Annotated in this window: 22 protein-coding genes; 12 read left to right on the top strand and 10 right to left on the bottom strand. The window is 71.6% G+C overall.

What is annotated here, in order from left to right:
- Together ETAA1_RS22145 and ETAA1_RS22140 are read right to left on the bottom strand one after the other, a co-directional pair.
- Positions 1-1053, bottom strand: coding sequence for an AAA family ATPase (locus ETAA1_RS22145; protein ID WP_145242359.1), 1053 nt, complete (start codon positions 1051-1053; stop codon positions 1-3).
- A gap of 87 nt (positions 1054-1140) precedes the next feature.
- Positions 1141-2427, bottom strand: a complete 1287-nt coding sequence (locus tag ETAA1_RS22140) for a PQQ-binding-like beta-propeller repeat protein (protein WP_145242357.1) — start codon at positions 2425-2427, stop codon at positions 1141-1143.
- Between the two features lie 253 nt (positions 2428-2680).
- Here ETAA1_RS22140 and ETAA1_RS22135 point away from each other — a divergent pair, with 253 nt between their 5' ends.
- Genes ETAA1_RS22135 through ETAA1_RS22125 form a run of 3 tightly spaced genes read left to right on the top strand, consistent with a single transcriptional unit; the run spans position 2681 to position 5836 of the window.
- Positions 2681-3046: a DUF3307 domain-containing protein gene (locus tag ETAA1_RS22135; protein ID WP_145242355.1), complete on the top strand. Its 366-nt coding sequence runs from the start codon at positions 2681-2683 to the stop codon at positions 3044-3046.
- A gap of 16 nt (positions 3047-3062) precedes the next feature.
- Positions 3063-4247 (top strand): HlyD family efflux transporter periplasmic adaptor subunit, encoded by a 1185-nt coding sequence (locus ETAA1_RS22130; RefSeq protein WP_202920325.1) that lies wholly within the window; start codon positions 3063-3065, stop codon positions 4245-4247.
- A gap of 17 nt (positions 4248-4264) precedes the next feature.
- Positions 4265-5836 (top strand): NAD(+)/NADH kinase, encoded by a 1572-nt coding sequence (locus tag ETAA1_RS22125; RefSeq protein ID WP_145242351.1) that lies wholly within the window; start codon positions 4265-4267, stop codon positions 5834-5836.
- Positions 5837-5986: 150 nt separating this feature from the next.
- On the opposite strand, the gene ETAA1_RS22120 is transcribed toward ETAA1_RS22125, so the two are convergent.
- The 4 genes from ETAA1_RS22120 to ETAA1_RS22105 all read right to left on the bottom strand — a co-directional run bounded on the left by ETAA1_RS22120 (position 5987) and on the right by ETAA1_RS22105 (position 8029).
- Positions 5987-7180: a sialidase family protein gene (locus ETAA1_RS22120; protein WP_145242349.1), complete on the bottom strand. Its 1194-nt coding sequence runs from the start codon at positions 7178-7180 to the stop codon at positions 5987-5989.
- A 24-nt stretch (positions 7181-7204) separates the two neighbouring features.
- Positions 7205-7426, bottom strand: coding sequence for a hypothetical protein (locus tag ETAA1_RS22115; RefSeq protein WP_145242347.1), 222 nt, complete (start codon positions 7424-7426; stop codon positions 7205-7207).
- Complete coding sequence (locus tag ETAA1_RS22110; protein ID WP_145242345.1) at positions 7423-7719, bottom strand: ParB N-terminal domain-containing protein; 297 nt, start codon at positions 7717-7719, stop codon at positions 7423-7425. The genes ETAA1_RS22115 and ETAA1_RS22110 overlap by 4 nt, the downstream gene beginning before the upstream one ends.
- Before the next feature lie 130 nt (positions 7720-7849).
- A complete protein-coding gene (locus tag ETAA1_RS22105; protein WP_238389272.1) occupies positions 7850-8029 on the bottom strand; it encodes a DUF1328 domain-containing protein in 180 nt (59 codons plus the stop codon).
- 144 nt (positions 8030-8173) lie between these two features.
- Here ETAA1_RS22105 and ETAA1_RS22100 point away from each other — a divergent pair, with 144 nt between their 5' ends.
- From ETAA1_RS22100 to ETAA1_RS22070, 7 genes are all read left to right on the top strand, one after another.
- Positions 8174-8605 carry a hypothetical protein gene (locus tag ETAA1_RS22100; RefSeq protein ID WP_145242343.1) on the top strand — a complete coding sequence of 144 codons (432 nt, stop codon included), beginning with the start codon at positions 8174-8176 and terminating at the stop codon, positions 8603-8605.
- 176 nt (positions 8606-8781) lie between these two features.
- Positions 8782-9333: a peptide deformylase gene (def, locus tag ETAA1_RS22095; protein ID WP_145242341.1), complete on the top strand. Its 552-nt coding sequence runs from the start codon at positions 8782-8784 to the stop codon at positions 9331-9333.
- A 246-nt stretch (positions 9334-9579) separates the two neighbouring features.
- A complete protein-coding gene (gene fmt / locus ETAA1_RS22090) occupies positions 9580-10575 on the top strand; it encodes a methionyl-tRNA formyltransferase (protein WP_145242339.1) in 996 nt (331 codons plus the stop codon).
- Positions 10572-11951: a 16S rRNA (cytosine(967)-C(5))-methyltransferase RsmB gene (rsmB, locus tag ETAA1_RS22085; protein WP_145242338.1), complete on the top strand. Its 1380-nt coding sequence runs from the start codon at positions 10572-10574 to the stop codon at positions 11949-11951. The genes fmt and rsmB overlap by 4 nt, the downstream gene beginning before the upstream one ends.
- 57 nt (positions 11952-12008) lie before the next feature.
- Positions 12009-13535: a tRNA (N6-isopentenyl adenosine(37)-C2)-methylthiotransferase MiaB gene (gene miaB, locus ETAA1_RS22080; protein WP_145242336.1), complete on the top strand. Its 1527-nt coding sequence runs from the start codon at positions 12009-12011 to the stop codon at positions 13533-13535.
- Between the two features lie 84 nt (positions 13536-13619).
- Positions 13620-13952, top strand: coding sequence for a thioredoxin (gene trxA, locus ETAA1_RS22075; RefSeq protein WP_145242334.1), 333 nt, complete (start codon positions 13620-13622; stop codon positions 13950-13952).
- Between the two features lie 177 nt (positions 13953-14129).
- Entirely contained in the window at positions 14130-15410 is a 1281-nt protein-coding gene (locus ETAA1_RS22070) for a coiled-coil domain-containing protein (RefSeq protein ID WP_145242332.1), read from the top strand.
- Between the two features lie 98 nt (positions 15411-15508).
- Here ETAA1_RS22070 and ETAA1_RS22065 read toward each other — a convergent pair whose 3' ends face one another.
- From ETAA1_RS22065 to ETAA1_RS22055, 3 genes are all read right to left on the bottom strand, one after another.
- Positions 15509-16189, bottom strand: a complete 681-nt coding sequence (locus ETAA1_RS22065) for a hypothetical protein (RefSeq protein ID WP_145242330.1) — start codon at positions 16187-16189, stop codon at positions 15509-15511.
- Between the two features lie 174 nt (positions 16190-16363).
- Positions 16364-17212, bottom strand: coding sequence for an aspartyl protease family protein (locus ETAA1_RS22060; protein WP_145242328.1), 849 nt, complete (start codon positions 17210-17212; stop codon positions 16364-16366).
- Between the two features lie 2 nt (positions 17213-17214).
- Complete coding sequence (locus tag ETAA1_RS22055; protein WP_145242326.1) at positions 17215-18081, bottom strand: PDZ domain-containing protein; 867 nt, start codon at positions 18079-18081, stop codon at positions 17215-17217.
- A gap of 119 nt (positions 18082-18200) precedes the next feature.
- Here ETAA1_RS22055 and ETAA1_RS22050 point away from each other — a divergent pair, with 119 nt between their 5' ends.
- Positions 18201-21500, top strand: coding sequence for a hypothetical protein (locus ETAA1_RS22050; RefSeq protein WP_145242324.1), 3300 nt, complete (start codon positions 18201-18203; stop codon positions 21498-21500).
- Positions 21497-21718 carry a hypothetical protein gene (locus ETAA1_RS22045; protein ID WP_145242322.1) on the top strand — a complete coding sequence of 74 codons (222 nt, stop codon included), beginning with the start codon at positions 21497-21499 and terminating at the stop codon, positions 21716-21718. Before ETAA1_RS22050 ends, ETAA1_RS22045 begins: the two co-directional genes overlap by 4 nt.
- Before the next feature lies 1 nt (position 21719).
- Here ETAA1_RS22045 and ETAA1_RS22040 read toward each other — a convergent pair whose 3' ends face one another.
- Positions 21720-25232 (bottom strand): protein kinase domain-containing protein, encoded by a 3513-nt coding sequence (locus ETAA1_RS22040; protein ID WP_202920324.1) that lies wholly within the window; start codon positions 25230-25232, stop codon positions 21720-21722.
- Between the last annotated feature and the right edge of the window lie 159 nt (positions 25233-25391).

Raw genomic sequence — 25391 nt, 5'->3', positions numbered from 1 at the left:
CTACTGCTCCCCGTCGCGGGGCACGAGCGCCAGCAGCTTCCGCACGATCTCGTCCGGCGTCACGCGGTCGGCCTCGGCGTTGTAGTTGGTGATGACGCGGTGCCGCAGCACCGGTAGTGCCACCGCCTTCACGTCCTCCAACGCCACGTAGGGGCGGCCCTTCAAGAGCGCCCGCGCCTTCGCCGCCAGGATCAGGTTCTGACCCGCGCGGGGGCCGGCGCCCCACGTCACGTACTTCTTCACGAAGTCCGGCACGTCCGCGTCGGGCGACTCGCCGTTCTGGCCGGCCGGCCGCGTCAAGCGGACCAGCTTCAGGGCGTAGCGGATCACGTACCCGGCCGCGGGGACGCGCCGCACCAGCTCCTGCATCCGCAGTACCTCGTCCGCGTCCACCACCCGCTCCACCCGCGGGGCCGCCGCCGACGTGGTGCTCTCGATCACCCGGAACTCGTCGTCCTCCGACGGGTAACCGACGTGGATGGTGAACATGAACCGGTCCTGCTGCGCCTCCGGCAGCGGGTACGTCCCCTCCTGCTCGATCGGGTTCTGCGTCGCCAGCACGAAGAACGGGTTCGGCAGCGGGTGCCGCTGGCCGGCGACGGTGACTTGCTTCTCCTGCATCGCTTCGAGGAGCGCGGCCTGCGTCTTCGGCGGGGTGCGGTTGATCTCGTCGGCCAGCACCAGGTTGGCAAAGATCGGCCCGTGGAGGAAGCGGAACGCCCGCCCGCCGGTGGCCTTGTCCTCTTGCAGCATCTCGGTGCCGGTGATGTCCGACGGCATCAGGTCGGGCGTGAACTGGACGCGGTTGAAGGACATGGCCATGCCGTCGGCCAGGGTGCGGATCATCAGCGTCTTGGCGAGGCCGGGCACGCCGACGAGGAGGGCGTGGCCGCGCGACAGGACGGCGATGAGCAGCTGTTCGAGCACTTCGGCCTGGCCGACGATCACCTTGCCGCACTCGGCGACGAGGCGGTCGGCGGCGGTGCGGAGGTGCTCGGCGGCGTCCAGGTCGTCATCGGTCAGGTCGGTCACCGGCTCGGCTCGGAGTGCCACGCAAGACCCTCGGGTGGGCGTCGGGATGAGACAATTATAGGCCCGCCGGTTGCGGCGCAGCACCGCGGTGCTGTGCCGCAACCGGCGTCACTTCTTGCCGACCAACTCCAGGCAAACCAGTTTTTCCTTGCCGCGTACGTACATCCGCCCGTCACTCACCACCGGCGGCGCCCAGCACGGGTAGCTCAGCTCTTGGAGCCGGTAGCGGCTCACCTCCTCGTACCGGGCCGGGTTCGGCCTGAAGAGGAACAGCTCGCCGAACTCGCCGAGCCCCACCAGGTGCCCGTCCACCGCCGTGAACGTGCAGCGCGACGCCCGCCGCAGTGTCCACTTCACGTCGCCCGTCGCCAGCTCGACGCAGCGCACGTCGGCGTCGTTGTCGTGCCGGCCGCTGCTGCCGTACACGAAGCCGCCGGCGTGAATCGGGGTACTCCAGTGCGACAGCAGCGACTTCTCAAATCGGTCCTTGTCGTCGTCGGTCCAAACGGCCTTCACGCCGCCGTTCTTTGCCTCCAGGAGCGCCGCCCCGGGGCCGTAGCACTCCGTCAGCAGGATGCGGTCGCCGACCACGAGCGGGTTCGCGGCGTTCACGCTCTCCTCGCTCTTCGCCCGCCAGCGGAACGTGAAGCGCTTCGCCCCCGTCTGCGGGTCGAAGGCGAACAGCCCGCCGCGGGCGAAGTAGAGGCCCGTTCGCTTGCCGTCGATCGTGCGCACGACCGGGCTGCTGTAGCTCGCCAGCTCGTCGCCGGCCCGGTACCGCTCGGCGCCGCTGAGCTTGTCGAGGCCGACCACCGCGGAGCCGTCGGGCGTGGCGTCGCGCAGGTCCACCGGCCGCGGCCCCTTCGGGCTGCCGCCGACGGCGACGATGAGGGTGTCCCCTTCGACCACGGGAACGCTCCCCACCCCGAAGAAGTTCTGGTGGAAGCGGTACTTCGCGCGGGTGTCCAGCTTCCAGCGCTCCTTGCCGTCGGCGGCCGAGACGCACGCCAGGATGCCCTCCGGGCCGAGGACGTAGACGCGGTCGCCGTCCACGACCGGGCAGGCGCGGGGGCCGGGGTCGTAGCCGTAGAAGTCCTCGTAGGCGGTGGGGTACTCGTAGCTCCACAGCTGTTTGCCGGTGGTGGCCTCGCGGCAGGTGAGCCGGCAGGCGTCGGCGTGGCGGTCGAAGTGGTAGAGTTTGCCGCCGGCGACGACGGGCGGGGCGTAGCCGACGCCGAGGGGGCACTCCCACAGCTTCTTCAAGCCGTCCTTGGGCCACGGGCGGATGATGCCGGTTTCGGGGCTGACGCCGTCCTGCGTGGGGCCGAGGAAGGTGGGCCAGTCGGCGGCGAGGAGCAGCGGGACGGCGAGCAGCGCGAGGGAACGGCGGGTCATGGCGGCCTCCGGGGGAGCGGGCGCCATCATAGCGGACGCCCGGCGGCGCGTCGCTCCAACACTAATTCGTGTCATTGACTCAATGCGTGCCGCGACCCCCCGGGGGGGAGCCTGGCACGAATCCGGGGGGCGGGCCGGGAGGTGGGATTGGGGGGGCGATGCGGGGGGAATCGGGGGCATCAACCGGGCGGGAGAATCTCCCCGGACCGTCCGGCGGGGGGTAAGATCGTGAGACACCCGCCGGGGAGGCGACATGCTGTTCTTCCTGCTCGCCGGCCACGCCCTGATGGATTACTCGCTTCAGAACGACGCGATGGCGGCGTGCAAGTGTCGGCGGACGACCAACCCGCTCCAGCAAGCCGTTCCCTGGTACTACTGGCTGTCGGCGCACGCCTTGCTGCACGGGGCAGCCGTTGGTGTGATCGTCCGGTGGTCCGGCGCCCAGTACGAAGTCGCCGTCATGTTCGGGTTCGCCGAGACGATCCTCCACTGGTTCATCGACCTGGGGAAGTGTGAGAAGCTGTACAGCATCCACATCGACCAGGGGCTGCACGTGCTGTGCAAGGTGGCGTGGTGGGCGCTGTTCGCCGGCGGCGTGGTGTCCTACGGGGCCGTGTAGCACGGGAGGGCGAGGTGTGGTCCGCCGCGATGCCCGCGCGTGGGTGACCCTGCTGGTGGTCCTGGTCGCCTTCGCGGCGGGTGGCGCCGTCGTCTACTACCTTTTCCTCCCAGCCCCCGTCGTACAGCCCCACTCCGGGCGCACCGACGGCCCGGCGCCGACCCGCGTCGCGGCGCTGGGCCGCATCCAGCCGGCGGGCGGCGTGGTTCCCGTATACGGCCCGCCGGGCGACCGCCTCTCCGAGATGAGGCCGCTCGCCCCCGGCGACAAGTTGAAGGCCGGCGACGCGATCGCGGTGCTGGCCAGTCGCGACATCCGGGCCGCCGAAGTGAAGGTGGCCGAGGTGCAGCTGGCCGAGGCGAAGGCGGCCGTCGCCGCGGCGACGGAGGCGGGGGCGAAGAAGATCGCTGCCGCGAAGGCGGAGATCGCTTCCGCGCAGGCCGGCGAGAAGGCCGACCTGGCAGCGCTGGACGCGAAAGCCAGTCTGGTGGTCAAGCAGCGCGACGCCGCCGCCCGGCAACTGGCCCGTATCGCCGACGCCCGCGCCGCCGGCGCCCGCATCGCCGACGAGGACCTCGACAAGGTTCGGCTGCTGATCGACCAGGCCGACGCCGAGCTGACCGCGACGACGGCGGCGCGGGAGAAGGCGGCGGCGACCTACGCCGGCAGCCGCACCGCCGCCGAAGCGCGGGTCAAGGCCGCGGAGGCGGAACTGGCCGAAGCGGAGGCCCGCGCCCCGGTGAAGTCCGGCGAGGAGAAGCTGACCGTCGCCCGCAAGGCACTCGAACTGGCGACGCTGACGGCTCCGGTCGATGGCGTGGTGCTCCGCGTCGCAGGGCGGGCCGGCCAGCCGACCGGGGCCGGCGAGCCGGTGTTGCAGATGGCGGCGCTCGGCGACATGGTCGTGGTCGCAGAAGTGTACGAGTCCGACGTGGACCGCCTGAGCGAGTGGGTGAAGGCCGGGCCGGTCCCGGTCGAGATCACACACCCGGCGCTGCCGAGGCCGCTGAAGGGCGTGCTGAAGTCGGAGTCGGACGTGGCCCGCATGATCGCCCGCAACCAGGTCTTCCCGCTCGGCCCGCGCGAGGACGCCGACCGCCGCGTGGTCGAGGTCACGGCCCGGCTCGACGCCGGGAGCGCGCCGGTCGCGGCTCGGTTCGTGGGCTTGCAAGTGACGGCTGCGTTCGCCCCGGCGCGCTGAACGGGTACACTGGCCGAATGACCGACCTCGCCACCGCCGCCCGCCGCGCCGCCGCCGACCCCGACGACCCCGCCGCCGTCGGCGCCGTCCTCGCCGCCGCGCGGGCACTCTGCGCCGCCCGCGGGTGGGACGCCGACGAACTCGCCGCCGCGGCCCAGGTCGAACCGCCGCCCGACGCCGTACCAGTTCCCGCGGTCCTCTCGGCCCGCCGCATCGCCCTGTACGCCGGCTACTTCGACCCGCCCACCCGCTTTCACCGCGACGGCGCCGACCGCCTCCGCGCCGGCGGCTTCGCCGAGGTGGTGCTCCGCCCGGACTTCCCACGCCCCGACCGGCCCGAGGCCGAACACGCGGCGTCCATCCACCGCGCCGTGATGACCGACCTGGCGTTCGCCGACGCCCCCGGCGTCACCATCGACCTGGACGACCTCGACGACCAGCGGTTCACCCCGCACGCCGCGCTGGAGCGGAAGTACGCCGCCCGCGGCGAGGTGTGGCACGTCGTGTCCGACGAGTTCGTCGCCGGCGGGGCCGAGGGTACGTCGGTGGTGCAGACGCGCTGGGAGGACGGCGCGCGGATGTGGCAGCAGTCGCGGTTCGTCGTGTACCACCCGCCGGGCTCGCCGCCCGCCGCCGCCGACCTGCCGCCGCACCATCAGTTGCTCGAAATCGACGGCCACATGCCCACCGCAGATGTGCGGGCGATGGTGTTCAACGGCGGGGCCGACGCCATCGAGGGGTTCGTCTGCCCCTCCGTCGCCGAGTACATCCGCCGGCACGGGCTGTTCACCAGCGCCATCCCGCGCGGCGAGGTGCGCACCCGCTTCGACCGCCCGCGGCTCCTGATCGTCTGCGGCCCGCAGAAGGAGGCCCAGGACCGCGCCGCCGCCTTCCGCCACCTCGAAGACCCGGACCCGAACCTCATCCTGGTCGTCGGCGGCGACGGCACGATGCTCCACGCCATCCGGCAGCACTGGCGGCTGCGGCGGCCGTTCCTCGGGCTCAACGCCGGCCACCTCGGCCACCTCATGAACGAGATCGTCTCCGCTGACCTCCACGGCGCCGAGTTCGTCCTCCACCGCATGCCGATGCTCCGCGTCGATTACGTGACCGACGACGGCGTGGAGGGCCGCGGGCTGGGCTTCAACGACGCCTGGGTCGAGCGCGACAGCGGCCAGGGGGCGTGGCTCCGCGTCGACGTGGACGGCGAGACGCGGCTCAAGAAAGTGGTGTGCGATGGCCTGCTGATGGCGACGCCGTCCGGGTCCAGCGCCTACGCCCGCGCCATGGGCGGCACGCCGGTGCCGCTCAGTTCGCCCGTGCTCACCCTGGCCGGGTCGAACGTCTTCCACCCGCGGTTCTGGAAGCCGCTGGCCCTGCCCGACGACACCGTCGTGAAGATGACCAGCACCGGCGACCCCGGCAAGCGGCCCGTCCGCGGGTTCCTCGACGGTCTGCCGCTCGGTCGCGTCACGGCGATGGAGGTGCGCGTCAGTCAGGTTGCGGCCGTTGAGCTGGCGTTCACCCCGGCGTTCGACCTGTCCGCCCGGCTGTTGCGGTCGCTGTTCCCGCCCGACGAAGGGTACTGACGGCCCACCCTCAAGCCGGGATACTTGTTTCCGGCCGAGGGGGGTCGATTCCCGGAAACATGTCACCGACTCATAAAAAAGTCGGTTCGATCCAGGTTTTGATCCTGTTTCCGCCGCAGCGCCCAACTCGGACACGGGTTACGCTGCCGTTCAGTCCGGCCGTAGCCACGCGGCGGGGAGGTGGGCCAGCGTCAGCCGGCCGTAGCGAAGCTCGGTCGCCCCTTCAGTTCGGGCACGTTCGTAGAAGAGATACGCCCCGCCGTCGGGGGCCGGCGCCAGGTCCGAGTAGGCGCTCCAACCCGGCTCCACGACCTTTGCCTTGCCCCACGTCTTGCCGGCGTCGGCACTCACGCGCAGGCTCACGTTCTTGCGGTCGCGCCCCTGCCCGGGTACGGCCTTGCCGCCGGTCTTCTCCAGCGTGTCGGGGTTGCTGAACACCAGCAGCGGCCGCGGGCCGGGGAGGCTCAGCAGGCTGCCGAAGCAGATCGGCTCCGGCAGCGCCGCGTCGAACGCCGGGGGGCTCCACTTCGTCGCCCCGTCGGGGCTGACGGTCACGACGCGGCGGTTCGCCTTCGACTCGGTGCGGGCGTTCAGCATCACGCGGCCGTCGGGCATCTCGGCCACCGTCGCCTCGTTCGGGTTCACCCACTCCGCCGTGTTGGGGACGGCGATGTCGCCGCGCGTCCAGGTGGCGCCGCCGTCGTCGCTGACGACGGTTGTGGTCACGGACGGCCGGTGGGCGTGGCCGCCGGTGCCGAGCGACAGCCACACGGGGACGACGAGCCGGCCGCTCTTGAGCTGGATGCCGTGGCCGGGGCCGGTGGCGAGTACCTGCCAGGCGTACTCGGGGCGGAAGGCGTCGAAGGCCGAGGTGATCTCGCGCGGGGCGGCCCAGGTACGGCCGTCGTCGGTGCTGCGGCTGTAGAAGCATCGCATGTACTCGACGCAGAACAGCAGGTGAACGCTGCCGTCGCGGTCGGCGATCATGACGGGGTTGTTGTACGTCACCTCGCCTTCCTTCCCGAGCTTCTGCTTCTCGGCGAGCGGGTTGCGGCGGTGCGGGCCGGGGGCGGTCGGCAACGGCGCCGGCGGGTCGAACGTCTTACCGCGGTCGGCGGAGCGCCGCACGAGCAGGTCGATGTGCCCCCAGTCGCCGCGCTCCGACTTGCGGGCCTCGCAGTACACGAGGACGCTCCCCTTCGCGGTGACGACGACGCCGGGGATGCGGTAGAGCGCGTACCCGCCGGTGCGCGACTCGAACAGGTCGAGCTGCGCCGGCGGCGGGTCGGCGGCGACGGCGGCCGCGGCCGTGCCGAGGAGGGCAAGGAGGAGCGCACGGGACATGCGGGCACCAGGGCGGGTGAGGTGTCAGACCGTGGGGGTTGGCGTCACGCCGCGAGCTTCCAGGTCGTGGCGGAAGCGGCGGGCGGCGGCCAGCAGTTCGGTGTCGTCGGCGTCCCACAACGTCCTGCCGCACTCGTCGGCGGCGAGTTCGCCGAGCGCCGCGACGAGCTGGCCGACGCGCATGTCCGGCACCTCGTCGGCGAGGGCGTGGAGGGCGGTGAGCAGGTCGGCACGGGGGTCGGTCACAGGCGGTCCCTCACGGTCGGTGAGCCGGCCCGGCTCCGGCGGTAGCGGCCGATCACCACAACGGGAACGGGCGTGCCCGGGGCCAGCTTGGCGGCGCGGGTCGCGCGGGTCACGCCGTCGATGATCTCCAGCAGGCCGTCCGGGTCTTCGTAGACGAACAGCGGTGGCATCCCGTCGGTGGCCGCTCCGTACTTCCGAATCTGCTGGTGAAGCTTGAGTGGGTCGGCCCCACCCGCCCGAGTCGGCGGCAGCCGCAGGTCGGCCGGATCGACCTGGCGGGTGGGCGAACTCATGTCAGAAGCGTAGCCGACGAGTCGCCCGCACGCAACCGCACGCAGACGAGCCGACCGCCGTGAGGCGGCGGGTGATGCACACATCACCCGCCGCCTCACGGCGGTCGGCTCGTCGCGCGGTCGAGGGCCGCTACGTCACCGCCTTGTACGCCGTGACCCCCAGCACGGCGAACACCACGACCAGCAGGAGGAAGATGCCGAACAGCACCTTGGCGACGTCGGCGAAGCCCTCGGCCATGCCGCCGAAGCCGAACAGGGCCGACAGGCCGGCCAGGACCAGGAAGATCAACGCCCACTTCAGCAAGCCCATGATCGCTCCTCCACGTGGGGCGACGAGCAATCCCCGTCGCATGAGCGAGACATGAGCAACATCGGTGCCACGGAATAGGTTCAAGTTCCGCGGTCCGCCGGCCGATGGCAGCGATACATCCTGCTCCGCACCCGGGTTCCCGACATGCTCCGCACCCTGATCGTTGCTGCCCTTCTTGCCGCGAGTGTCGCCCCCCTGGGTGCGGACGACGCACCGCCGGTCGTGGTCGCCGCCGCAGCCCCCGACCTGTCGGGCGACTGGTCCGGCTACTGGGAGAGCGGCAAGAACGGCCACCGCGGGCCGCTCCGGGCCACGTTCACGCGGGTCGGGCCGAACTGCTACCAGGTCCGGTTCGCCGGTCGATTCGCGAAGGTCATCCCGTTCCGCTACAGCACGCCGCTCACCGTGGTCGGCGGCGGCGACGGGGTGGCGCTGCTGTCGGCGAGCAAGACTCTCGGGCCGGTGCTGGGCACCTTCTCGATGAGCGCGACCGCCACCGCGACCACGTTCGACGCCGACTTCACGGCCAGGGGCGATCACGGCAAGTTCGTGCTGACGCGGGACTGTGGGCGCTGACCGGGGGACCGGCCCCGGCGGGTTCCTGACGCCCGACTGCGGGCGTTAGGCCGGGGCGCCAGCCCCGTCGGGTTCCTGACGCCCGACGGGGCTGGCGCCCCGGCCTAACGGGTGGTTCGGCGGGCGGAGTTGCTATAATTCAAGCTCCGCCCGCCCCGCCCCGAACCGCCGCACCCATGAAGATCGTCAAGTACCCGCACCCCGCGCTCCGGGCGGTCGCCCGGCCGGTGACCGCCATCGACAAGGACGTGCAGCTCGCCGCCGGCGCCATGCTCGACCTGATGTACACCGCCGCCGGCCTCGGCCTCGCCGCCCCGCAGGTCACACTCGACTTCCAGCTCATCGTCATGAACTTCGAGGGCGACCCGGCCGTGAAGGAGGCCGAGTTCGTCGCCATCAACCCGGTGATCGTGGAGAGCAAGGGCACCCTGAACGACCGCGAGGGGTGCCTGAGCTTCCCCGGGTTGTACCAGAACGTGCGGCGGGCCAAGAGCGTGAAGGTGCAGGCGTACAACCTGAAGGGCGAGCTGTACGAGATGACGTGCAGCGACCTGCCGGCCCGGGTGTGGCAGCACGAGATCGACCACCTGAAGGGCGAGCTGTTCATCGACAAGATGGGCCCGCTCGGGAAGCTCGGCAGCAAGCGCGACATCGAGAAGTTCCTCGCCGACTTCGAGAAGGACAAGAAGAAGGGCGAGCTGCCGGCGGACCTGGCGCCGAAGCTGTGACGACCGCGGTTGGTGGTAATCAGGCCGAAGGCCTGACAGCCCTCAGCCCAGGGCAAGGTGCGCAGCACCGCCGCCCTGGGTCGGCGGCGCGAACCACCCCGCAGGCTGAAGGCCTGCGAGCCGGCTCGCAGGCCTTCAGCCTGCAAACTCAACGACACCCCGAACCCAGGGCGTTGCCCTGGGCTGAGGGCTCCCAGGCCTTCGGCCTGAAGTCCATCGACCCGATCCGCACCACCCCAGAGTCGTATGCGTCTCCTGATGATGGGCACCGGCACGTTCGCCGAGCCGACGTTCGAGGCGCTGCTCGCGGCGTTCCCGGGCGAGGTGGTCGGCCTCGTCACGCAGCCGGAGCGCGACGGCGGCAACAAGCGCGGCAGCACCCGCCAGACGGGGAAGGGGATGGCCGCCATCGCCGCCGCGGCCGGGTTGCCGGTCGTGCAGCCGGAGAGCATCAACACGCCGGAGGGGCTGGCGGCGTACCGCGACCTACGGCCCGAGCTGGTCGTCGTCGCCGCCTACGGGCAAATCCTGTCGAAGGACGTGATCGCAACGCCGACCGTCGGCATCATCAACGTCCACGCCTCGCTGCTGCCCAAATTCCGCGGCGCGGCCCCGGTTGCGTATGCCATCCTGAGCGGCGAGGCGCGGACGGGCGTGACGATCATCAAGGTCACCCCCGGGCTCGACAGTGGCGACATGATCCTTCAGGAGGCGACCGACATCTTTCCCGACGACACTACCGGCACGCTCGAAGCGCGCCTCGCGGGGCTGGGGGCGCGGCTGGCGGTGGAGGCGGTGCGGAAGTACCGCGCCGGCGGCCCCGTCGAGGGGGCGAAGCAGGACGCCGCGCTGGTCACGAAGGCGCCGAAGATCAAGAAGGAGTTCGGCCTGATCGACTGGTCGAAGCCCGCCGCGGAGGTCGAGCGGCACGTCCGGGCGATGCAGCCGTGGCCGACGGCGTACACGTTCCTCCATCGCCCCGGCAAGGAGCCGATGCGGGTGATCGTGAGTCGAATAGGGGAGGGCTGCTCGGTTCCACCCGAACGGGTGGCAGAGATCGGAGCGGCAATCGATTTCGTGGGCGGCGGGCTGGGTGTGAAGTGTGGCAACCCCGATGACCTGTTCGTGCTGCCCGTTCTGGAACTCCAGCCCGCCGGGAAGAAGCGGATGACCGCGGCCGAGTTCCTCCGCGGCCACCCGATCGTGCCCGGGATGCGGTTCGGGCCGGAGGTGCTGTCTTGACTGCCCGACAGGCCGCGGCCGACATCCTTCACCGCTCCGTCAGCCGCGACGGGTTCGTCGCCGACCTGATCGACGACCAACTCGCCCGCGCCCCGCTGTCGCCGCAGGACCGGCGGTTCGTCACACAGCTGGTGTTCGGCGTCGTCCGCCGCCGGGCCACGCTCGACGCCCTCGTCCGCCCGTTCGTGAACCGCGCGCCGAGCACCGTGGACGACCGTCTGTGGGACGTGCTCCACCTCGGCGCGTTCCAGCTCGCGTTCCTCACGCACGTCCCCAAACACGCTGCGGTGAACGAGACGGTGTCGCTCGCCGCCCACGTCGGGCTGCCGCAGGCGACCGGGTTCGTCAACGGCGTGCTGCGCCGCGTCGCCGACCTGATCACCGACGCCTTCACCGAGACGCCCGGCCCCGCGGCGCTGCCGTTCGACGCGGGCGCGGAGCCACGCTTCCGCGTGCTGGCCGTGCCGATGCTGCCCGACCCCGTTGCCGACCCGGTGGGGTATCTCGCGGCCGGGTTCTCGTGGCCGAAGTGGCTGGCGACGCGGTGGCACGCCCGGTACGGCGACTGGGAGGCGGCCCGGCTCGGGTTCTGGTTCAACGCCGCGCCGCCGCTGTGGGTGCGCACGAACAAGCTCCGCACCGACCGCGAGAGCTACCGCCTGCAACTCGCCGCCGCGATGATCGACGCCGAGCCCGGGTCGCACCCGCAGTCGCTGCGGTTCGCCGAGCACCACCCGGTGCGCGACCTGCCCGGCTACGCCGCCGGCGACTTCGCGGTGCAGGACCACTCGTCGATGCTGGTGGCGTCGGCGCTGAACCCGCAGCCGGGGAACCGCATCCTCGACCTGTGCGCCGCCCCCGGCGGGAAGACGACGCACCTCGCCGAGCTGGCCGACAACCGCGCGAAGATCGTCGCCTGCGACCCGGACGCCCGCCGCCTCGAAACGGTGACCGCGCTGTGTCAGCGGCTCGGCATCAAGGGCGTCGAGACGGTGCAGTTGAAGGAGGGAGGCGACCCGCCCGCGGGGCCGTTCGACGCGGCGCTGGTGGACGTGCCGTGCAGCAACACCGGCGTGCTGGGCCGCCGCCCCGAGGTGCGGTGGCGGCTGAAGCCGACCGAGTTCGAGCACCTGATCCGGCTGCAGACGAAGCTGCTGATCCAGGCGGTGGAGCGGGTGAAGCCGGGCGGCGTGGTGGTGTACTCGACGTGCAGCATCGAGCCGGACGAGAACGAGGGCGTGGTGGCCGTCGTGGTCCGAGCGCTCCGCGGGCTGACGCTGGAGGCGGAGCACCACTCCGTACCCGGCCGCCCGTCCGACGGCGGCTACTGGGCGCGGCTGCGCGTGCCGCGCGTCGCACCCCACCCGCGGTCGTAGCCGCTACAATAACGGCTTCCCCGCGTCGGCCCCGTCTTTACAACGGACCCCCCGATCATGCCCCGGACCGTGTACATCGAGACCGTCGGCTGCCAGATGAACGTGCTCGACAGCGAGCTCGTCGTCGCCGCCCTCCACAAGGCCGGCTACCGCATCGCCGACCAGCCCGCCGACGCCGACCTCCTCCTGTTCAACACCTGCTCCGTCCGCGAGCACGCCGAGGACAAGGTGTACTCCGCCCTCGGCCGCGTCGCGCCGCTGAAGAAGGCCCGGCCCGGCACCGTCGTCGGCGTCCTCGGGTGCATGGCGCAGAAGGACCAGGACCTCATCCGCAAGCGGGCGCCGTTCGTCGACCTGGTCGTCGGCACGGGGCAGCTGGCGCGGGTGCCGGAGCTCGTCGAGGCGGTTCGCGCCACGGGGCAGCCGCAGTTCGCGCTCAGCCTCGGGCGGGCCGACGCCGGGAAGCACGCGGTCGAGGCCAGCTTCGTCAGCTTCGACCCGGCCCGCGACTCGGCCGCCCGGCCGACGCCGTTCCAGGCGTTCGTCCGCGTCCAGTTCGGGTGCGACAAGTTCTGCACGTACTGCGTCGTGCCGAGCACCCGCGGCCCCGAGCAGAGCCGGCCCCCGGACCACATCCTCGCCGAGGCGAAGCAACTCGCCGGGCAGGGGTGCAAGGAAATCACCCTCATCGGCCAGACTGTCAACAGCTACGAATTCGACCACGGCGACGGCCGCCGCACCCGCCTGTCGGACGTGCTGGCGAAGCTCGACGCCGTGCCGGGCCTGGAGCGGGTGCGGTTCGTCACCAACTTCCCGAAGGACATGACCGACGACCTGCTGACGGCCGTGCGCGACCTGCCGACGGTCGTGAAGTACCTCCACGTGCCGGCGCAGAGTGGGTGCGACGACGTGCTGAAGCGGATGAAGCGGCTCTACACCGCCGGCGAGTACCGTGACATGCTCGCCCGCTGCCGCGAGTTGGTGCCCGGCGTGTCGGTCAGCTCGGACTTTATCGTCGGCTTCTGCGGCGAGACGGAGGCGAGCTTTGCGAAGTCGATGGAGCTGGTGCGCGAGGCGCGGTTCAAAAACAGCTTCATCTTCAAGTACAGCGAGCGGCCGGGGACGAAGGCCGCCGAGCGCTACCCGGACGACGTGCCCGAGGACGTGAAGAAGCGCCGCAACAACGACCTGCTGATGGTGCAGAATGCGAACAGCCTCGCCGACCACCGGGCGCAGATCGGCACCACCGTCGAGGTGCTGGTGGAAGGGCCGAGTAAGCGGTCGGCGCGAACCGATGCGGGGGGCGAGGTGCTCCAACTGACGGGCCGGTCGATGGCCGACCACATCGTCGTCTTCGACGGCCCGACGCGATTGGTGGGCAACACGGTGCGGGTGCGCGTGGACGACGCCAGCGCGTTCACGCTGTACGGCCGCGTGCAGACCGGCGAGGGCGTCGGGGCGGTGGTAGCGTTCACCCCGGACGCCGCCCGCGCCGCGGCCGACGGCGAGGACGCCCCGGCGTACCCGGCGCCGCTCGACTTCGCCCCGCCGGCCGAGAAGCGAATCGGCCTGCCGCTGGCGTAAGAGCACGCCACTGGTGCGGTATCCGATCGCAAGTAGAATAAAAGTCCAACCGCGGCCGGTGGCCGCGCCTACCCGGGAGACGACATGGCCAGCCCGAACGTGGTCGAGTTCACGACTGACAACTGGAACGAGCACGTGACCAGCGGCAAGCTGGTGGTCGCCGACTTCTGGGCGCCGTGGTGCGGCCCGTGCCGGCAGCTGTCGCCGGTCATCGACCAGCTGGCCGACCAATACGCCGGCCAGGTCACCGTCGGCAAGCTGAACGTGGACGAGAACAGCGCCATCGCGGTGAAGTACGACGTGATGACCATCCCGCGCGTGCTGTTCTTCAAGGGGAGCGACACGCCCGTCCACCAGGAGATCGGCGTGCTGCCGAAGGTGGAGCTGGAGAAGCTGGTGAAGAAGTACAGCGGGTGAGCGGCAGATCGACCTCTGAGCCGGCCCCGTCAGGGGTCGGAGTGTCACGCGCACTCCGACCCCTGACGGGGCCGGCTCCGTTGTGCCTCCGGCTACACCCCGTCTCGCCGGCTCAAGTTCCCCGGCCCCGCGTGCCGATAAACCCTGCGGGTTGTTCCGCTTGCAGGGGGTTCCGCGTTGGCCCACGAACCCGACCCCGCCGACCTCCTCCGCGACGCCCACTTCCTCCGCGAGGCCGCGGCGAAGGACCGCGCCCGCGCCCGCAAGCTGGCCGTCCGCTTCGCCCGCCGCGTCCGCGAGAAGTGGTCCGCGGTGCGCGCCGATCTCCTCGCCCGCCGGGCCGAACTCGACGAGGCCCGCGGCCAGCTCACCGCCGAGGCGATGCGCTTCCAGCAGGCACGCTCGGATTACGCCGGCCGCGCCACGGAAGAATCGCAGCGCCTCCGCCAGGAGTGGGACGCGCTCGACGCCCAGCGCCAGCGGCTCCACGCCGAGTGGACCGAGATGCAGGCGACCGTCGGCCGGCAGGAAGCCGCGGTGGCGCAGCGCGAGGCCGAGCTGGCGGCGCGCGAAAAGGAACTGGCCCGCGGCAGGAACGAACTCGCGGCGCAGGCCGCTGCGGTGCGGGGCGAGGCCGCCGGGCTCGCCGCCCGTGCCGAGAACGCCCGCGCCGTGGTCGCAGAATTGGAGGCGAGGCGCGACAAGCTCCACGCCGAGTTGCTGGCCGCGGCGCCGAAGGTGAACCCCGACCCGCCCGGAACGGTGAAGTTCGCCCTGTCACGGTCCGCCGACCAAGACCTCGCCGACTTCTCCGCGGCGCTCGACGCCGAGGCCCTGAGGCTGGGAGCGGAGCGGGCCGCGCTGACCGAACTGCGGGCGCGGCTCGACCGCGAGGCGGTGGACGCCGAGGACCAGCGGCGCGTGCTGGCCGAGCAGTTCGTGCTGCTGGCGCAGGCCCGCGGCGGGTGGCAGGAGGCGGAGCGGCGGGCGCTGGCCGACCTGGAAGACCTGACCCGCGCCCTGCGGCAGAAGGAAGCCGAAAGCGCGGCCCGCGACGAGTGGCTGGTGCGGTCCGACGCGCGGCGGCGGGAGGAAGGGTACGACCTGTGGCAGCTGCGGCTGCGGCTCGAAGCGTGGCAGTCGAAGCTGGTGGCGACCGAGCGCCGCTGGCACGCCGAGCGCGAGGCCCGCGACGCCGAGTACGCCCGCCGGTTGCACGCGCTGCTGGAGCGCGAGCACGGCGGCGAACTGGTCGACGACGAACTGCCGGTGGCCGACGAGGCGCGGGTGGTGCCGTCGGAGGGGACGACACTGCGGGACGAGTTCGAGCGGCTGGCGGCGGTGCTGATCAAGGCCGACCTGCCGGAGCCGCCGGACAGCCAGCTGCCGTGGGGCGGCGAGGAGTCGGACGAGCCACCGCCGACGATCCTGCCGTTCCCGGACCGCCGGGCGGCGTAGTTGAATCGGCAGGCGAGCCGGGGGGCGTCAGCCCCTCGGCACGCATTTCTGATCCTCAATGTCTGTCCCGCGCGGCCTTTGCAGCAACGAGTGGCGCGTCAGGTGATAGGGTTCTTACCGAGGAACTCGCGAACCTCTCTCAGCAGCCACGAGACCTCGTCCAGTTTGAGCCCGGGCTTGTTGTGGGCAGCGGTATTGCCGACAGCCGCCATCGCCTCGACGTGTTTCATCTGCATTACACTCAACTCACTGCCCTTGTAGAGCCATTGGTTGTAGTCACCGAGCATAGCGGGCTTCTTTCCGGCCTTCGCTTCGACCAAACACTTGGCCTCGCACCACCGTCGCAAATGCTGCTCCAAAACAGCACGGCCAAGCGCTCCAGCCGCAAGCGAAAACCCTTCCCTGAGCAAGTAGTCGGCTTGACCGAGTAAGTCATCGAACGCCTCAGCCCGCACCAAATCTTCGACACGAGCGAGGAGGTTGTCGTTCGCGGCTTCTTGGATCGCCAAGACAGACCCGAGCATGAGCAGGGCACGATTTGGTGTCGCCTCGTCGGAAGCGAAGTCCTCCGCCCAAGTCTGGCCGATAGGGCCAAGCAACCGGACAAGGTTCAGGCAAGCCGCCCTAAAACGACCGAACACCTCTACATCGAGGTCTTTCGGAGGCTCACCCAAAAACCTCCCGTTTTTCGGTGGCTTCCGCTCGTGAATCGAGCCCTTAGCCACAGTGCCTGCGTGGAGCGCGTTACGAAGCGCCTTCTTAAGGATGTCTTGGGTCATGTGCACGATTTTCTGAGTGTGGCGTGATTCACCTCAACTCATCACCTAACCGAGCGCCCTGCAACCCGGTTCGCACTACTTCACTGCGTCTTTCCAACCTGAACCGGGCGCGGGAGCCTTCTCGTTACCAAAAGGTATGGGCAGTTCGGCGCTAGGGAGATTCAGGTTGCCTGCTCACACCCCGCGGACCGGGCGCACGGTCAGCCGCACCTCCTTGCCGCCGCGCTCCACCACCAGCACCACGTCGCGGCCGGCGCGCACCAGGCTCGCCGCCAGGTACGTGTCGCCGATCGTGTCCGTCCACCGGGCGTCGAGCGTCAGCAGCCGGTCGCCGGCCTTCAGCCCCGCCTTGCCGGCGGCGCCGTCCTTCAGCACGTCGGTCACCGCCACGCCGGCCGCGTCGTCGCCCTTCGGCTTGTCCACCGCGAACCCGAACAGCGCCGCCGGGCCGACGATCCGCGGCCCCTTGTCGCCGCTCTGGGCCGCCATCATCTTCCCCATCAGCGCCTCCATCGCGTCCGTCGGCACGTAGCCGTTCGGCACCAGCGTCATCTCGCGCTTCTGGTAGTCGATCGTCGCCTTGTACCGGGCGAAGAATGGGAACCCGACGATGCCGTCGATCGGCCCCAGCGCCTCGGAGATGGCCGCCACCGTGGGGTGGTCCATCACCACCGCCGTGGCGTTCTCCAGCTTCGCCGGGCCGACTTCGAGCAGCGCCACCTTCTTCTGCCCCATCGTGCCGAACAGGCCGACCGGCCCCTGCTTGTTTTTCGGGTCGAGGACGCCGGACTCCTTGGCGATGCGGTTGTTGATGAGGTTCATCGGGGCGCCGGTGTCGAAGATCAGCCTGTACGGCCCCTTGCCGTTGAGCTTCACCATCACGGCCATGTGCCGGCTGTCGAGCAGCTCGAACGGCACCACCACCTTCTCGCCGGAGCCGGGCGTCTTGTTCGGCACGCGGTCCTGCGACACGGCCAGGGCCGGCGCGGCGGCGAACAGCGCGAGTGCGATCAGGTTGCGCATGGTTACAGCCCCCGCCCGAGGTCGATGGTCAGTTCCACGTCTTCGCCGCCGCGCTTCACGGTCACGCGGAGCCGCTGGCCGACGCCGGCCTTGGCCAGCGCCCGGGCCAGGCTGCGGCTCGTCTCGATCTCGACGTTCCGCACCTCGACGAGCTTGTCGCCGGTCTTCACGCCGCCCTTCTCGGCCGGGCTCCCGGCCAGCACCTTCGTGACGACCACGCCGTCCTTGTCGTCGAACTCGACGCCGACGAACCCGCGCGGGGCCACGTCGAAGTTCGGCTTCATCCCCATGAGCGCCGCCAGCGTCTTCATCAGCGGCCCCATCATTTCGAGCTGCCCGCTCCCCTTGCCGCCGTTGATGCGGACGAACCCCGGCGGCTCGAACCCGGGGATCTCCTCGAACCCGAGCCGGTCGGCGGTGAAGTCGTACTCGATGCGGTACTTGGCGAGCACGTTGTACCCGACGACGCCGTGCAGCTCGACGCCGGCGAGGCCCATGCCGTTCATGCCGTCGAGCTGGAACAGGTCTTCGACGCGGCCCTTGGCCCCGGGCACGACGAGCCCGCCCTCGATTTCGAACTTGTCGAACTCGGACAGCCCCTTCTCGGTGACCGGCACCCCGGCCTTCTTGGCGACGGCCTTGGTGACGAACACGGCCGGGGCGCCGGTGTCGAGGATGAGGTTGAACGGCCCCTTCCCGTTGATCTTCACCCGCACCATGACGTGCTTGGTGTCGGTGAGCCGGTAGGGGATTTCGACGCGCTTCCCCTTCGCCGCCGCCGTCGCGGGCGCGGGGTCGGCGGCGGGCGCGGCGGACAACACGAGCAGGACCCCGGCGAGGAACGCCGGGGGTGCGAGAAAGCGTCTCATGCGGGTCGGTCCTCGGGTGAGCACTGCCGCTATTGTAGCGCATCGGCGCCGGCGGGGCGGGGTTGACCCGCCCCCGCGAAACCGGAAGATTCCCGTACCCCCGTCCGCCGGAGCGCCGCGTGAGCGTACCCCCCGACCTGGAAGCCGCCCTCCGGGCCGTCGAGCCGGCGGCGCGGCTGGTGTCCGAGCGGAAGCTGCGGAAGGTGCTCATGTACCTCCGCGACCACGGGTTCGCCCTGCCGCCGAACCCCGACTTGCCGCTGTGGATCGACCGCCAGGACGCCATCGCCGCCGACGTGTTCCTCCCCGACACCCTCGCCGGCACCGAACCGCGGCTCCTCCTCCTCACCCCGCCCGACGACCGCGGCTGGCACCACTACTCCCCGCCGGACCTGCTCCGTCACTACTGGCGCCTCCTGTACCAGGGCGCCGTCCGGGCCGCGATCGACGCCAAATTGATGAAGGACGCGTTGACCGTCGGCCGCTGCCGCGACCGGCTCCATCGGCTCGGCGCGGTCGCGGCGCGGGAAATCGAGTACGTGCTGGAAACGGACCACCTCGCGGACCACGAGGAGACCGCGGCCGGCGTTTACCGGGCCTTCGCGGCGACGTACCTCGACCTGCACGCCTTCGCCCCCGAGTCGCTGGACGAGTTCTTCCCGTCCCTCCCGCCGCCGGCCGACGTGCTGGCCGTGCTCCAGACGGACGTGCCGTTCCGGGAGCTGCTGCCGAAGACGCGCCCGGCCGGCGCCGCCGACGCCCACGTCCCCGACGACCCCGCCGCGACGTGGGCCGAGTCCGGCGAGCCGACGGAACCAGCGCCGTCCGCGGTCGGCGAACGTTCGTCGCTGTTGGCACGCGCTCAGGACGCCGAGGGGAAGGGGAACCTGGTCCGCGCCGCGGTGCTGCGCACGCAGGCCGCCGCGGCCGGCGACGGCGAGCCGGCGCGGCAGGCGGCGCAGGCCACGATCGGCCAACTGGTCGAGGCGCTCGGCCACGTCCTCCACTGGGACGACGACACCCGCCGCGAGTGGCGGCAGGCGCTGCTGCCGCTGCTGGCGCCGGCCGCGCGGGCGAACTGGTCGCGGGCCGCGCGGTGCCTCTACGAGCTGCAAACGATCCCCGCCGACCTCGGCCGCGAGGTGTTCGCGGTGGACCTGGCCGAGTACCTGCGCACGTTCGGCCGCCGGCCCGTGAAGCGGCCGCTGCCGCACGCCCGCGGCGTGATGCTGCTGGTGCGCCTCCGCGCCGCGTACGGGCAGCTCGTCCGCGCCGGCCTCCCGCCGCGCGAGCACCTGCGGCTCGACCGGCTGTTCCACCACGAGTTGCACCGGCTGGAGCACCACGTCCGCCACGACCTGGCGCCGGTCGTGCGCGAGGCGCTGGGGGCCAGTGGGTTCGTGCCGGCGAGCCGCGTCGAGGAGGTGGCCCGCGAGAAGGTGGTGGCGGAGCTGCTGGACCGGGCGTGCGAGCGCGGGTTCTTCCGCCTCGGCGACTTGCGCGACACGGTGGCCCGCAACCAGCTCAAGATGCCCGACCTGGCCGGCCCCGGCGAGCTGCTGTTCGGCGACCCGCTCCTCCGCGCCGACACCCGGCTGGCCCACGACCTGGACGGCGTCTACCGCCGCGGCGAGTTCTACCTGCGGCTGCTGCAGCGCCTCAGTGCCGTGTTCTTCGGCACGCCGTGGGGCCGCCTCCTCACGCTGTACGTGCTCGCGCCGTTCCTCGCCGCGTACCTCGCGCTCATGATGGTGGACGAGGTGACGCACCTCGGCGGCAGCGCGGGCCGGTTCGTCGCCAGGTCGTTCGCCGGGAAGCCGAAGCCGGAGCCGGAGGCCGCGGTGCCGGCCGACGACACCTTCGCCCTGGACGAGGACGGGTGGGTCGTTCTCAACCCGCAGGCGGCCATCAGCCTCGGCAAGCAGACGGTCACGTCGTCGGCGAAGACCGGGGCGCCGGAAGCGCACCACGGCGTCACGTCGGTGCCGTCGGTGTTCTGCTGCGGCGTCTTCCTGCTGCTCGTCTTCTACGTGCCGCCGTTCCGCCGGGCCGTGTTCGCGGTGCTGCGCGCGCTCGGCCGGGCGGTGCGGTTCGTCCTGTGGGAGGTGCCGCGGATGGCGCTGCGGTCGGAGGCGGTCCGCGCCGTGCGGTACAGCGGGCCGGTGCGGCTGTTCAACCGGCACATGTCCGGCGCGGTGTCGTTCACCGCCGTCGTGCTGGTCGTCCTCGTGCTCCTCGGCGCGAGCCCGGGCCGGCTGCTGCGCTGGGGGCTGTTCGTGTTCGCGCTGGCGGTCGTGTTCTTCAACACGTCGTGGGGCTGGCTGCTGCAGGAGCGCCTGGCCGAGCGCCTCGCGGACTGGTGGCGCGTCGTCCGCGTCGAGATGCTGCCCGGCATCCTGGGGGCGATCCTCGAGGCGTTCCGCCGGCTGGCGAACTGGGTGGAGCGGCAGCTGTACGCCGTGGACGAGTGGCTCCGCTACCGCGGCGGCGACTCGAAGGGGACGCTCGTGTGGAAGGCGGCGTTCGGCCTGCTGTGGTTCCCGGTCGCCTACGTGACGCGGTTCGTGTTCTACCTCCTGTTCGAGCCGCAGGTGAACCCGCTGAAGCACTTCCCGGTGGTCACCGTGTCGCACAAGGTGATCTGGCCGTTCCTGCCCGAGTTCGCCGAGTTCCTCGACGGCAAGCTGGTGGCGCTCGGCGTCGAGGCCGGGAAGGCGGAGGTGTACGGCGGCGGGCTGGCCGCCTTCGTCATCAACGGCTGCCCCGGCATCTTCGGGTTCATCGCGTGGGAGCTGAAGGAGAACTGGCGGCTGTACCGGGCCAACCGCCCGGAGCGGCTGCGGCCGGTGCTGGTGGGCTCGCACGGCGAGTCGGTGCGCGGCCTGCTGCGGCCGGGCTTCCACTCGGGCACGGTGCCGAAGCTGTACCGCAAGCTGCGGGCCGCCCGCCGCAGGCACGACCACGACCGCGAGGCCCGGCTGCACCACGACCTCGAGCACGCGGCCGAGGGCGTCCGCCGGTTCGCCGAGCGCGAGCTCGTCGGCGTGCTGCTCGCGAGCGCCGACTGGGGCGGTCGCGCGGTGGCGGTGTCGGCCGTGCGGTTCGGGGCGCAGCGGGTGGTGATCGAACTCCAGGCTCCGGGGCTGGAGGGCACGGTGGCGGTGGCGTTCGAGAACCGCGACGGGGTGATCACCGCCGAACTCGCCGCGACCGGGTGGACGTCGGCGCTGGGCGAGCGGGAGCGGGCGGCGCTGCTGGCGGCGCTGCGCGGGCTGTTCGACATGGGCGCCGCGGCGCGGCTCGGCGAGCACGACCGCACGCCGGAGGCGATCCCGGCGGGGCCGCTCGGCGAGCTCGTGCGGCCGTACCCGTGGGCCGACTGGGTGGCGCGGTGGGAGCCGAAGGCGGACGCACGATGACCCGCCTCCGGGCCCGCACCTACTACGCCGTCATCGCCGCCGGCGTTGGCCTCGGAGCTGCTGCGGCGGGCGGGGCGGCGTACCTCGCGGGCGCGAAGTCAGACGGGAGGCGGGTGCTGGGGGACGGGCTCGTCGTCCCGGTGGCGGTGATGATGGGCGGCACGTTCGGCGGGCTCGCCGGCGTCGCCGCCGCCGTCGCCCTCGACCGGCGGCGGTGACCTACTCCCCGATCGGCATCCAGTCGGTCACGTCGAACCGGGCGTGCGGGTTCGTGTGCGGGCTGGCCACGGCCTGGTAGTACGCATGCAGGCAGCCCGACAGCATCCCCGCCAGCTCGGCGGGCTTCAGGCACGCCTGCTCGCGGCAGAACATCAGGTCCGTCGCCGAGCCGGACACCGGAATCGTCTGGGCCGCGCTCACCGCCCGCCGCACCGTCTCGGCGAACGACTTGCCCGCCTCGCTGTCCGGTACGATCACGAACGTCCGCTGCTCGGCCGCGCTCTCGGCCGGCGGGTGGGCCTTGTCGTGGTAGTCGCGCACCCGGTCGGCCGCGTCCACGTTGCGGGCGCGGCACGCCGATACCTCCACCTCCGTCACGTCCGTCACCGGCAGCAGGTCGCTGAGGAACGCGGTCGTCTGCTCGATCATCGGCGCCAGCAGCGTGCGGCTCAGGTCGGCGTTGATGCCGCACAGGCTCAGCAGCCCCCGCCGCGGCTCCAGCACGAGCTTCTGCAGCGCGTGTTCGAGCCGGAGCAGGTCGCTCGGCTTGAGCGACTTCACGACCCGGCCGGCGGAGCGGTCGATGTGGTTGTCGCCGCTCGGCAGGACGACCTGGAGGGTGTTCGTCGGGTGGATCGTCTGCTGGAGCGACTCCTCGGGCATGGCCACGGGCGTGTCGCCCGCCGCCGGCAGGTGCGCCAGCGGCGACTCCATCGTGGCGACGAGGTGGTCCAGCCGCGACCGGCAGTACGCGAGCGTCCGCAGCCGCGCCTCCACCTGGCCGCGGAGGGCGCGGTAGAACCGGCCGGTGGCGTCGTGCATGTCCTCCTGCAACCGCAGTCGGGCGTAGCCGCGGAGCTGTTCGAGGAAGTGCCGCATGCTGCGGTTGCCGCGGCCGCCGAAGAAGCTGAACGCGCCGCTGCCGGCCTTGCAGGCGTCCATCGCGGACTGCACGTCGGCGCGGGACTGCCGCACCTTCAGGCCGAACGTGTTGAGCTTCTTGTCCACCGCCGCGGCCGCGTCGTCGCACAGGCCGACGAGCCGCTTCAGCGCCGCCTCGACCGACGCGAGCCGGTTGCCGGGGTACTCTTCCAGCGTGCGGGTCTGCTCGGCGAACTCGTTGCCCCACGCCTCGGCCACACGGCGGACGGCCTCGTCCAGCGACCTGCTCAGCCGGCCGCGGCGGACGGTGCTGTCCGCGTCGGACGCGGGCCGGACGCCGATGAACTCGCGGGCCTGCTCCCACGCCCCGCCGGCCCATTTGCCGGCTTCCGCGCGGCGGGCGGCGGCCTCGATCTGCCCTTCGAGGCCGTGCAGCCAGCGCTCGATCTGGTCGGCCGGCGGGCCCTCGGGGCCGCGCGGGGCGGCCTCGTCGAGCTGCAACTGCACCGCCTCGGGGCGCAGCCTCGGGTCGCCCATCACCTGCGTCACGGCCAGGTCGATCTTCACCGGGTCGGCCGGGTGAACGTCCGCGCCCCACGTGCGGAGCAGCCGCAGACAAATCTTCGAGGCCGCGGTGCGGAGGAGGAGGCCGCGCGGGAACCACACCCCGTACGTGCCGAAGCCGCGGAACGGCGTGCGGCCGAACGGCTGCGGCGCGGCCCGCACCTTCTCCAGGGCGGCCCCCAGCGGCGTCGTCAGGTCGTGACTGACGTACCCGGCCAGGTGCGAGACGCAGTCGCGGAACGCCTGCCCGGTGCGCTCGGCCATCGGCAGCAGGTACGTCGCCGAGAAAGGCAGGCCGGTCCCTTCCACCTTCGGCCCCTCGGGCCCGCCGTAGTGGGCCACGAACGACACCTCGGGGTCGGCGAAGTGGTTCAACTCGGTGAGCGTGGCGTGGACGTTGGCGAGCTCGTGGTCGGGGCTGCCGGGGTCGGTCGGGGCCGCGGCGTACACGAACGCCGTGACCGGGGCGTCGGGGGTGTTCATCCGCGCCAGTACGCGGCGGACGGCGTAACCGAGGTCGGGCAGCATCCCGCCCGAGCCGCCGGTGCCGCTGGCGAACACGTACACCCGCGGCGCCCCGTCGCGGGCCAGCAGGCCGGTCTGGTCGGCGGACTGCGTCAGCGACTCGGGGTGCGTGGCGATCTGGAGCTCGCGCCGCATCCGGGTGACGAAGCGGAGGTAGTTGTCGCAGAAGGCGAGCCGGCCGAGCGCCCGCTGGCCGCCGACCTGGAGCGTCCGCGGGATGGCGTAGAGCTTCTCGCGCGGCAGCCAGTCGAGGATCTGGTCGAGCTGCCGGCGGCGGTAGCCGGTCACCGGCTGGAGCGGCACGGGGAAGACTTCGTCCGGCGACAGCGCCACGTCCGGCGGCGCCGCCACGGCCTTCGCGGCGGCGTCGGGGTCGCAGTCGACGTACAGGAAGCGGAACGCCGGTACCTGGGCCACGTCGCCGAGGCGGTCGATGAGGCGGCAGCGGATCTCCTGCAGCGCCCGGCGGCCGAAACTGCCGACGCCGATGAGCACCGTCGGCCGGAGGACGCCGACTTCCTTCAGCGGCATCGACGAGGCCAGCAGGTGGTCCTCGTCGATCTCCACGACCGGGGCGGACTTCCTCGCCGGCCGTTCCATCACGGCGGCGCCGCCGCGGCTCGGCGCCCGCGGGGTCAAGTCCACGTCGTGGGCCGTCTTGCGGGCCTTCGCCCACGCGGCCGGGTCGGCGACGGCCGGGCCGGTGCCGCCGCTGCTGTCGCCGCTGCGGACCACGCCCGAGAGGGCGCGGATGAACGACGCGCAGTTCGGGAAGCGCTCGTCGGCGTTCTTGGCGAGCGCCCGCGCCACCGCCGGCCGGTCGCACTCCGGGATGATCGACAGGTCCGGCGCCTCGGTCATGTGCTGGAGCGCGAGCTGCCGGATGTTCTTCCCGTTGAACGGCTTCTTCCCCGAAATCAGCTCACAGTAGACGATCGCGAGGCTGTACTGGTCGGAGTGCCGGCTCACCTTGTTCGAGAACGTCTCGGGCGCGGCGTACACGGGCGTGACGCCGCCCATGAGGCCGGAACTGCTGGAGCGCTCGAGCTGCTTGACCAGACCGAAGTCGGCGACCTTGACGCGGTCCGCGACGGTGAACAGGTTCCGCGGCTTCACGTCGAGGTGTTGCAGGGCGTGCTTCTCGATGAGGTGGTCGAGGCCGACCGCGGCGTCGTCCAGGTAGCCGAGGAGCACGTCCCGCGGGATGCCGGGGCGGCCCGCCGCCTGGTACTCGCAGAGGACGTCGTGCAGGTTCTTGTCGGCCAACTCCATCACGATCAGGAGCTCGCCGCCGATCTCGCGGATCTGCTCGATCGACAGCAGGAACGGGTGGCGGGCTTCCTTCACGCGCTCGAGCGCCTTCATCTCCTGGAGGGCGCGCGCGTCGTCGCCGTCGAGCGAGTTGAGGTTGCCGTAGACGAACTTGATGGCCTTGTGGATGCCGCCGGGGGCGACGCACTTCCACACCTCGCCGAACCCGCCGGTGCCGATCGGCTCGACGAGCCGGTACCCCGGGATCGGTTCCGTGTCGGGTTCGCGCATCCAATTCATCGCGGGTCCGCCGGTGGGGGCCGGGCGCCGGGGCGGTCGGGGCCGGAGTGCGTCGCCTGAACCGTAATTCACACCCGGCCCGAAGTCCAATCGGGGGGCGGGTGTGGTGCGGGATTCGCGCCGCGGGGCGTACAACGAGTTGAGGGCGGA

It is taken from the genome of Urbifossiella limnaea (assembly GCF_007747215.1).
Lineage (GTDB): Bacteria > Planctomycetota > Planctomycetia > Gemmatales > Gemmataceae > Urbifossiella > Urbifossiella limnaea.
Note: the sequence above shows the minus strand (reverse complement) of the source record. Positions and strands in the feature narration are given on the sequence as shown.

Excerpts from the sequence above, each read along its gene's own strand:
- ETAA1_RS22065 (WP_145242330.1), bottom strand. The coding sequence starts at position 16,189 with ATGACCCAAGACATCCTTAAGAAGGCGCTTCGTAACGCGCTCCACGCA.
- ETAA1_RS22135 (WP_145242355.1), top strand. The coding sequence starts at position 2,681 with ATGCTGTTCTTCCTGCTCGCCGGCCACGCCCTGATGGATTACTCGCTT.
- ETAA1_RS22140 (WP_145242357.1), bottom strand. The coding sequence starts at position 2,427 with ATGACCCGCCGTTCCCTCGCGCTGCTCGCCGTCCCGCTGCTCCTCGCC.
- ETAA1_RS22055 (WP_145242326.1), bottom strand. The coding sequence starts at position 18,081 with ATGAGACGCTTTCTCGCACCCCCGGCGTTCCTCGCCGGGGTCCTGCTC.
- miaB (WP_145242336.1), top strand. The coding sequence starts at position 12,009 with ATGCCCCGGACCGTGTACATCGAGACCGTCGGCTGCCAGATGAACGTG.
- ETAA1_RS22040 (WP_202920324.1), bottom strand. The coding sequence starts at position 25,232 with ATGCGCGAACCCGACACGGAACCGATCCCGGGGTACCGGCTCGTCGAG.
- ETAA1_RS22045 (WP_145242322.1), top strand. The coding sequence starts at position 21,497 with ATGACCCGCCTCCGGGCCCGCACCTACTACGCCGTCATCGCCGCCGGC.
- ETAA1_RS22105 (WP_238389272.1), bottom strand. The coding sequence starts at position 8,029 with ATGGGCTTGCTGAAGTGGGCGTTGATCTTCCTGGTCCTGGCCGGCCTG.
- ETAA1_RS22125 (WP_145242351.1), top strand. The coding sequence starts at position 4,265 with ATGACCGACCTCGCCACCGCCGCCCGCCGCGCCGCCGCCGACCCCGAC.
- ETAA1_RS22100 (WP_145242343.1), top strand. The coding sequence starts at position 8,174 with ATGCTCCGCACCCTGATCGTTGCTGCCCTTCTTGCCGCGAGTGTCGCC.
- ETAA1_RS22110 (WP_145242345.1), bottom strand. The coding sequence starts at position 7,719 with ATGAGTTCGCCCACCCGCCAGGTCGATCCGGCCGACCTGCGGCTGCCG.
- fmt (WP_145242339.1), top strand. The coding sequence starts at position 9,580 with ATGCGTCTCCTGATGATGGGCACCGGCACGTTCGCCGAGCCGACGTTC.
- trxA (WP_145242334.1), top strand. The coding sequence starts at position 13,620 with ATGGCCAGCCCGAACGTGGTCGAGTTCACGACTGACAACTGGAACGAG.
- ETAA1_RS22060 (WP_145242328.1), bottom strand. The coding sequence starts at position 17,212 with ATGCGCAACCTGATCGCACTCGCGCTGTTCGCCGCCGCGCCGGCCCTG.
- def (WP_145242341.1), top strand. The coding sequence starts at position 8,782 with ATGAAGATCGTCAAGTACCCGCACCCCGCGCTCCGGGCGGTCGCCCGG.
- ETAA1_RS22120 (WP_145242349.1), bottom strand. The coding sequence starts at position 7,180 with ATGTCCCGTGCGCTCCTCCTTGCCCTCCTCGGCACGGCCGCGGCCGCC.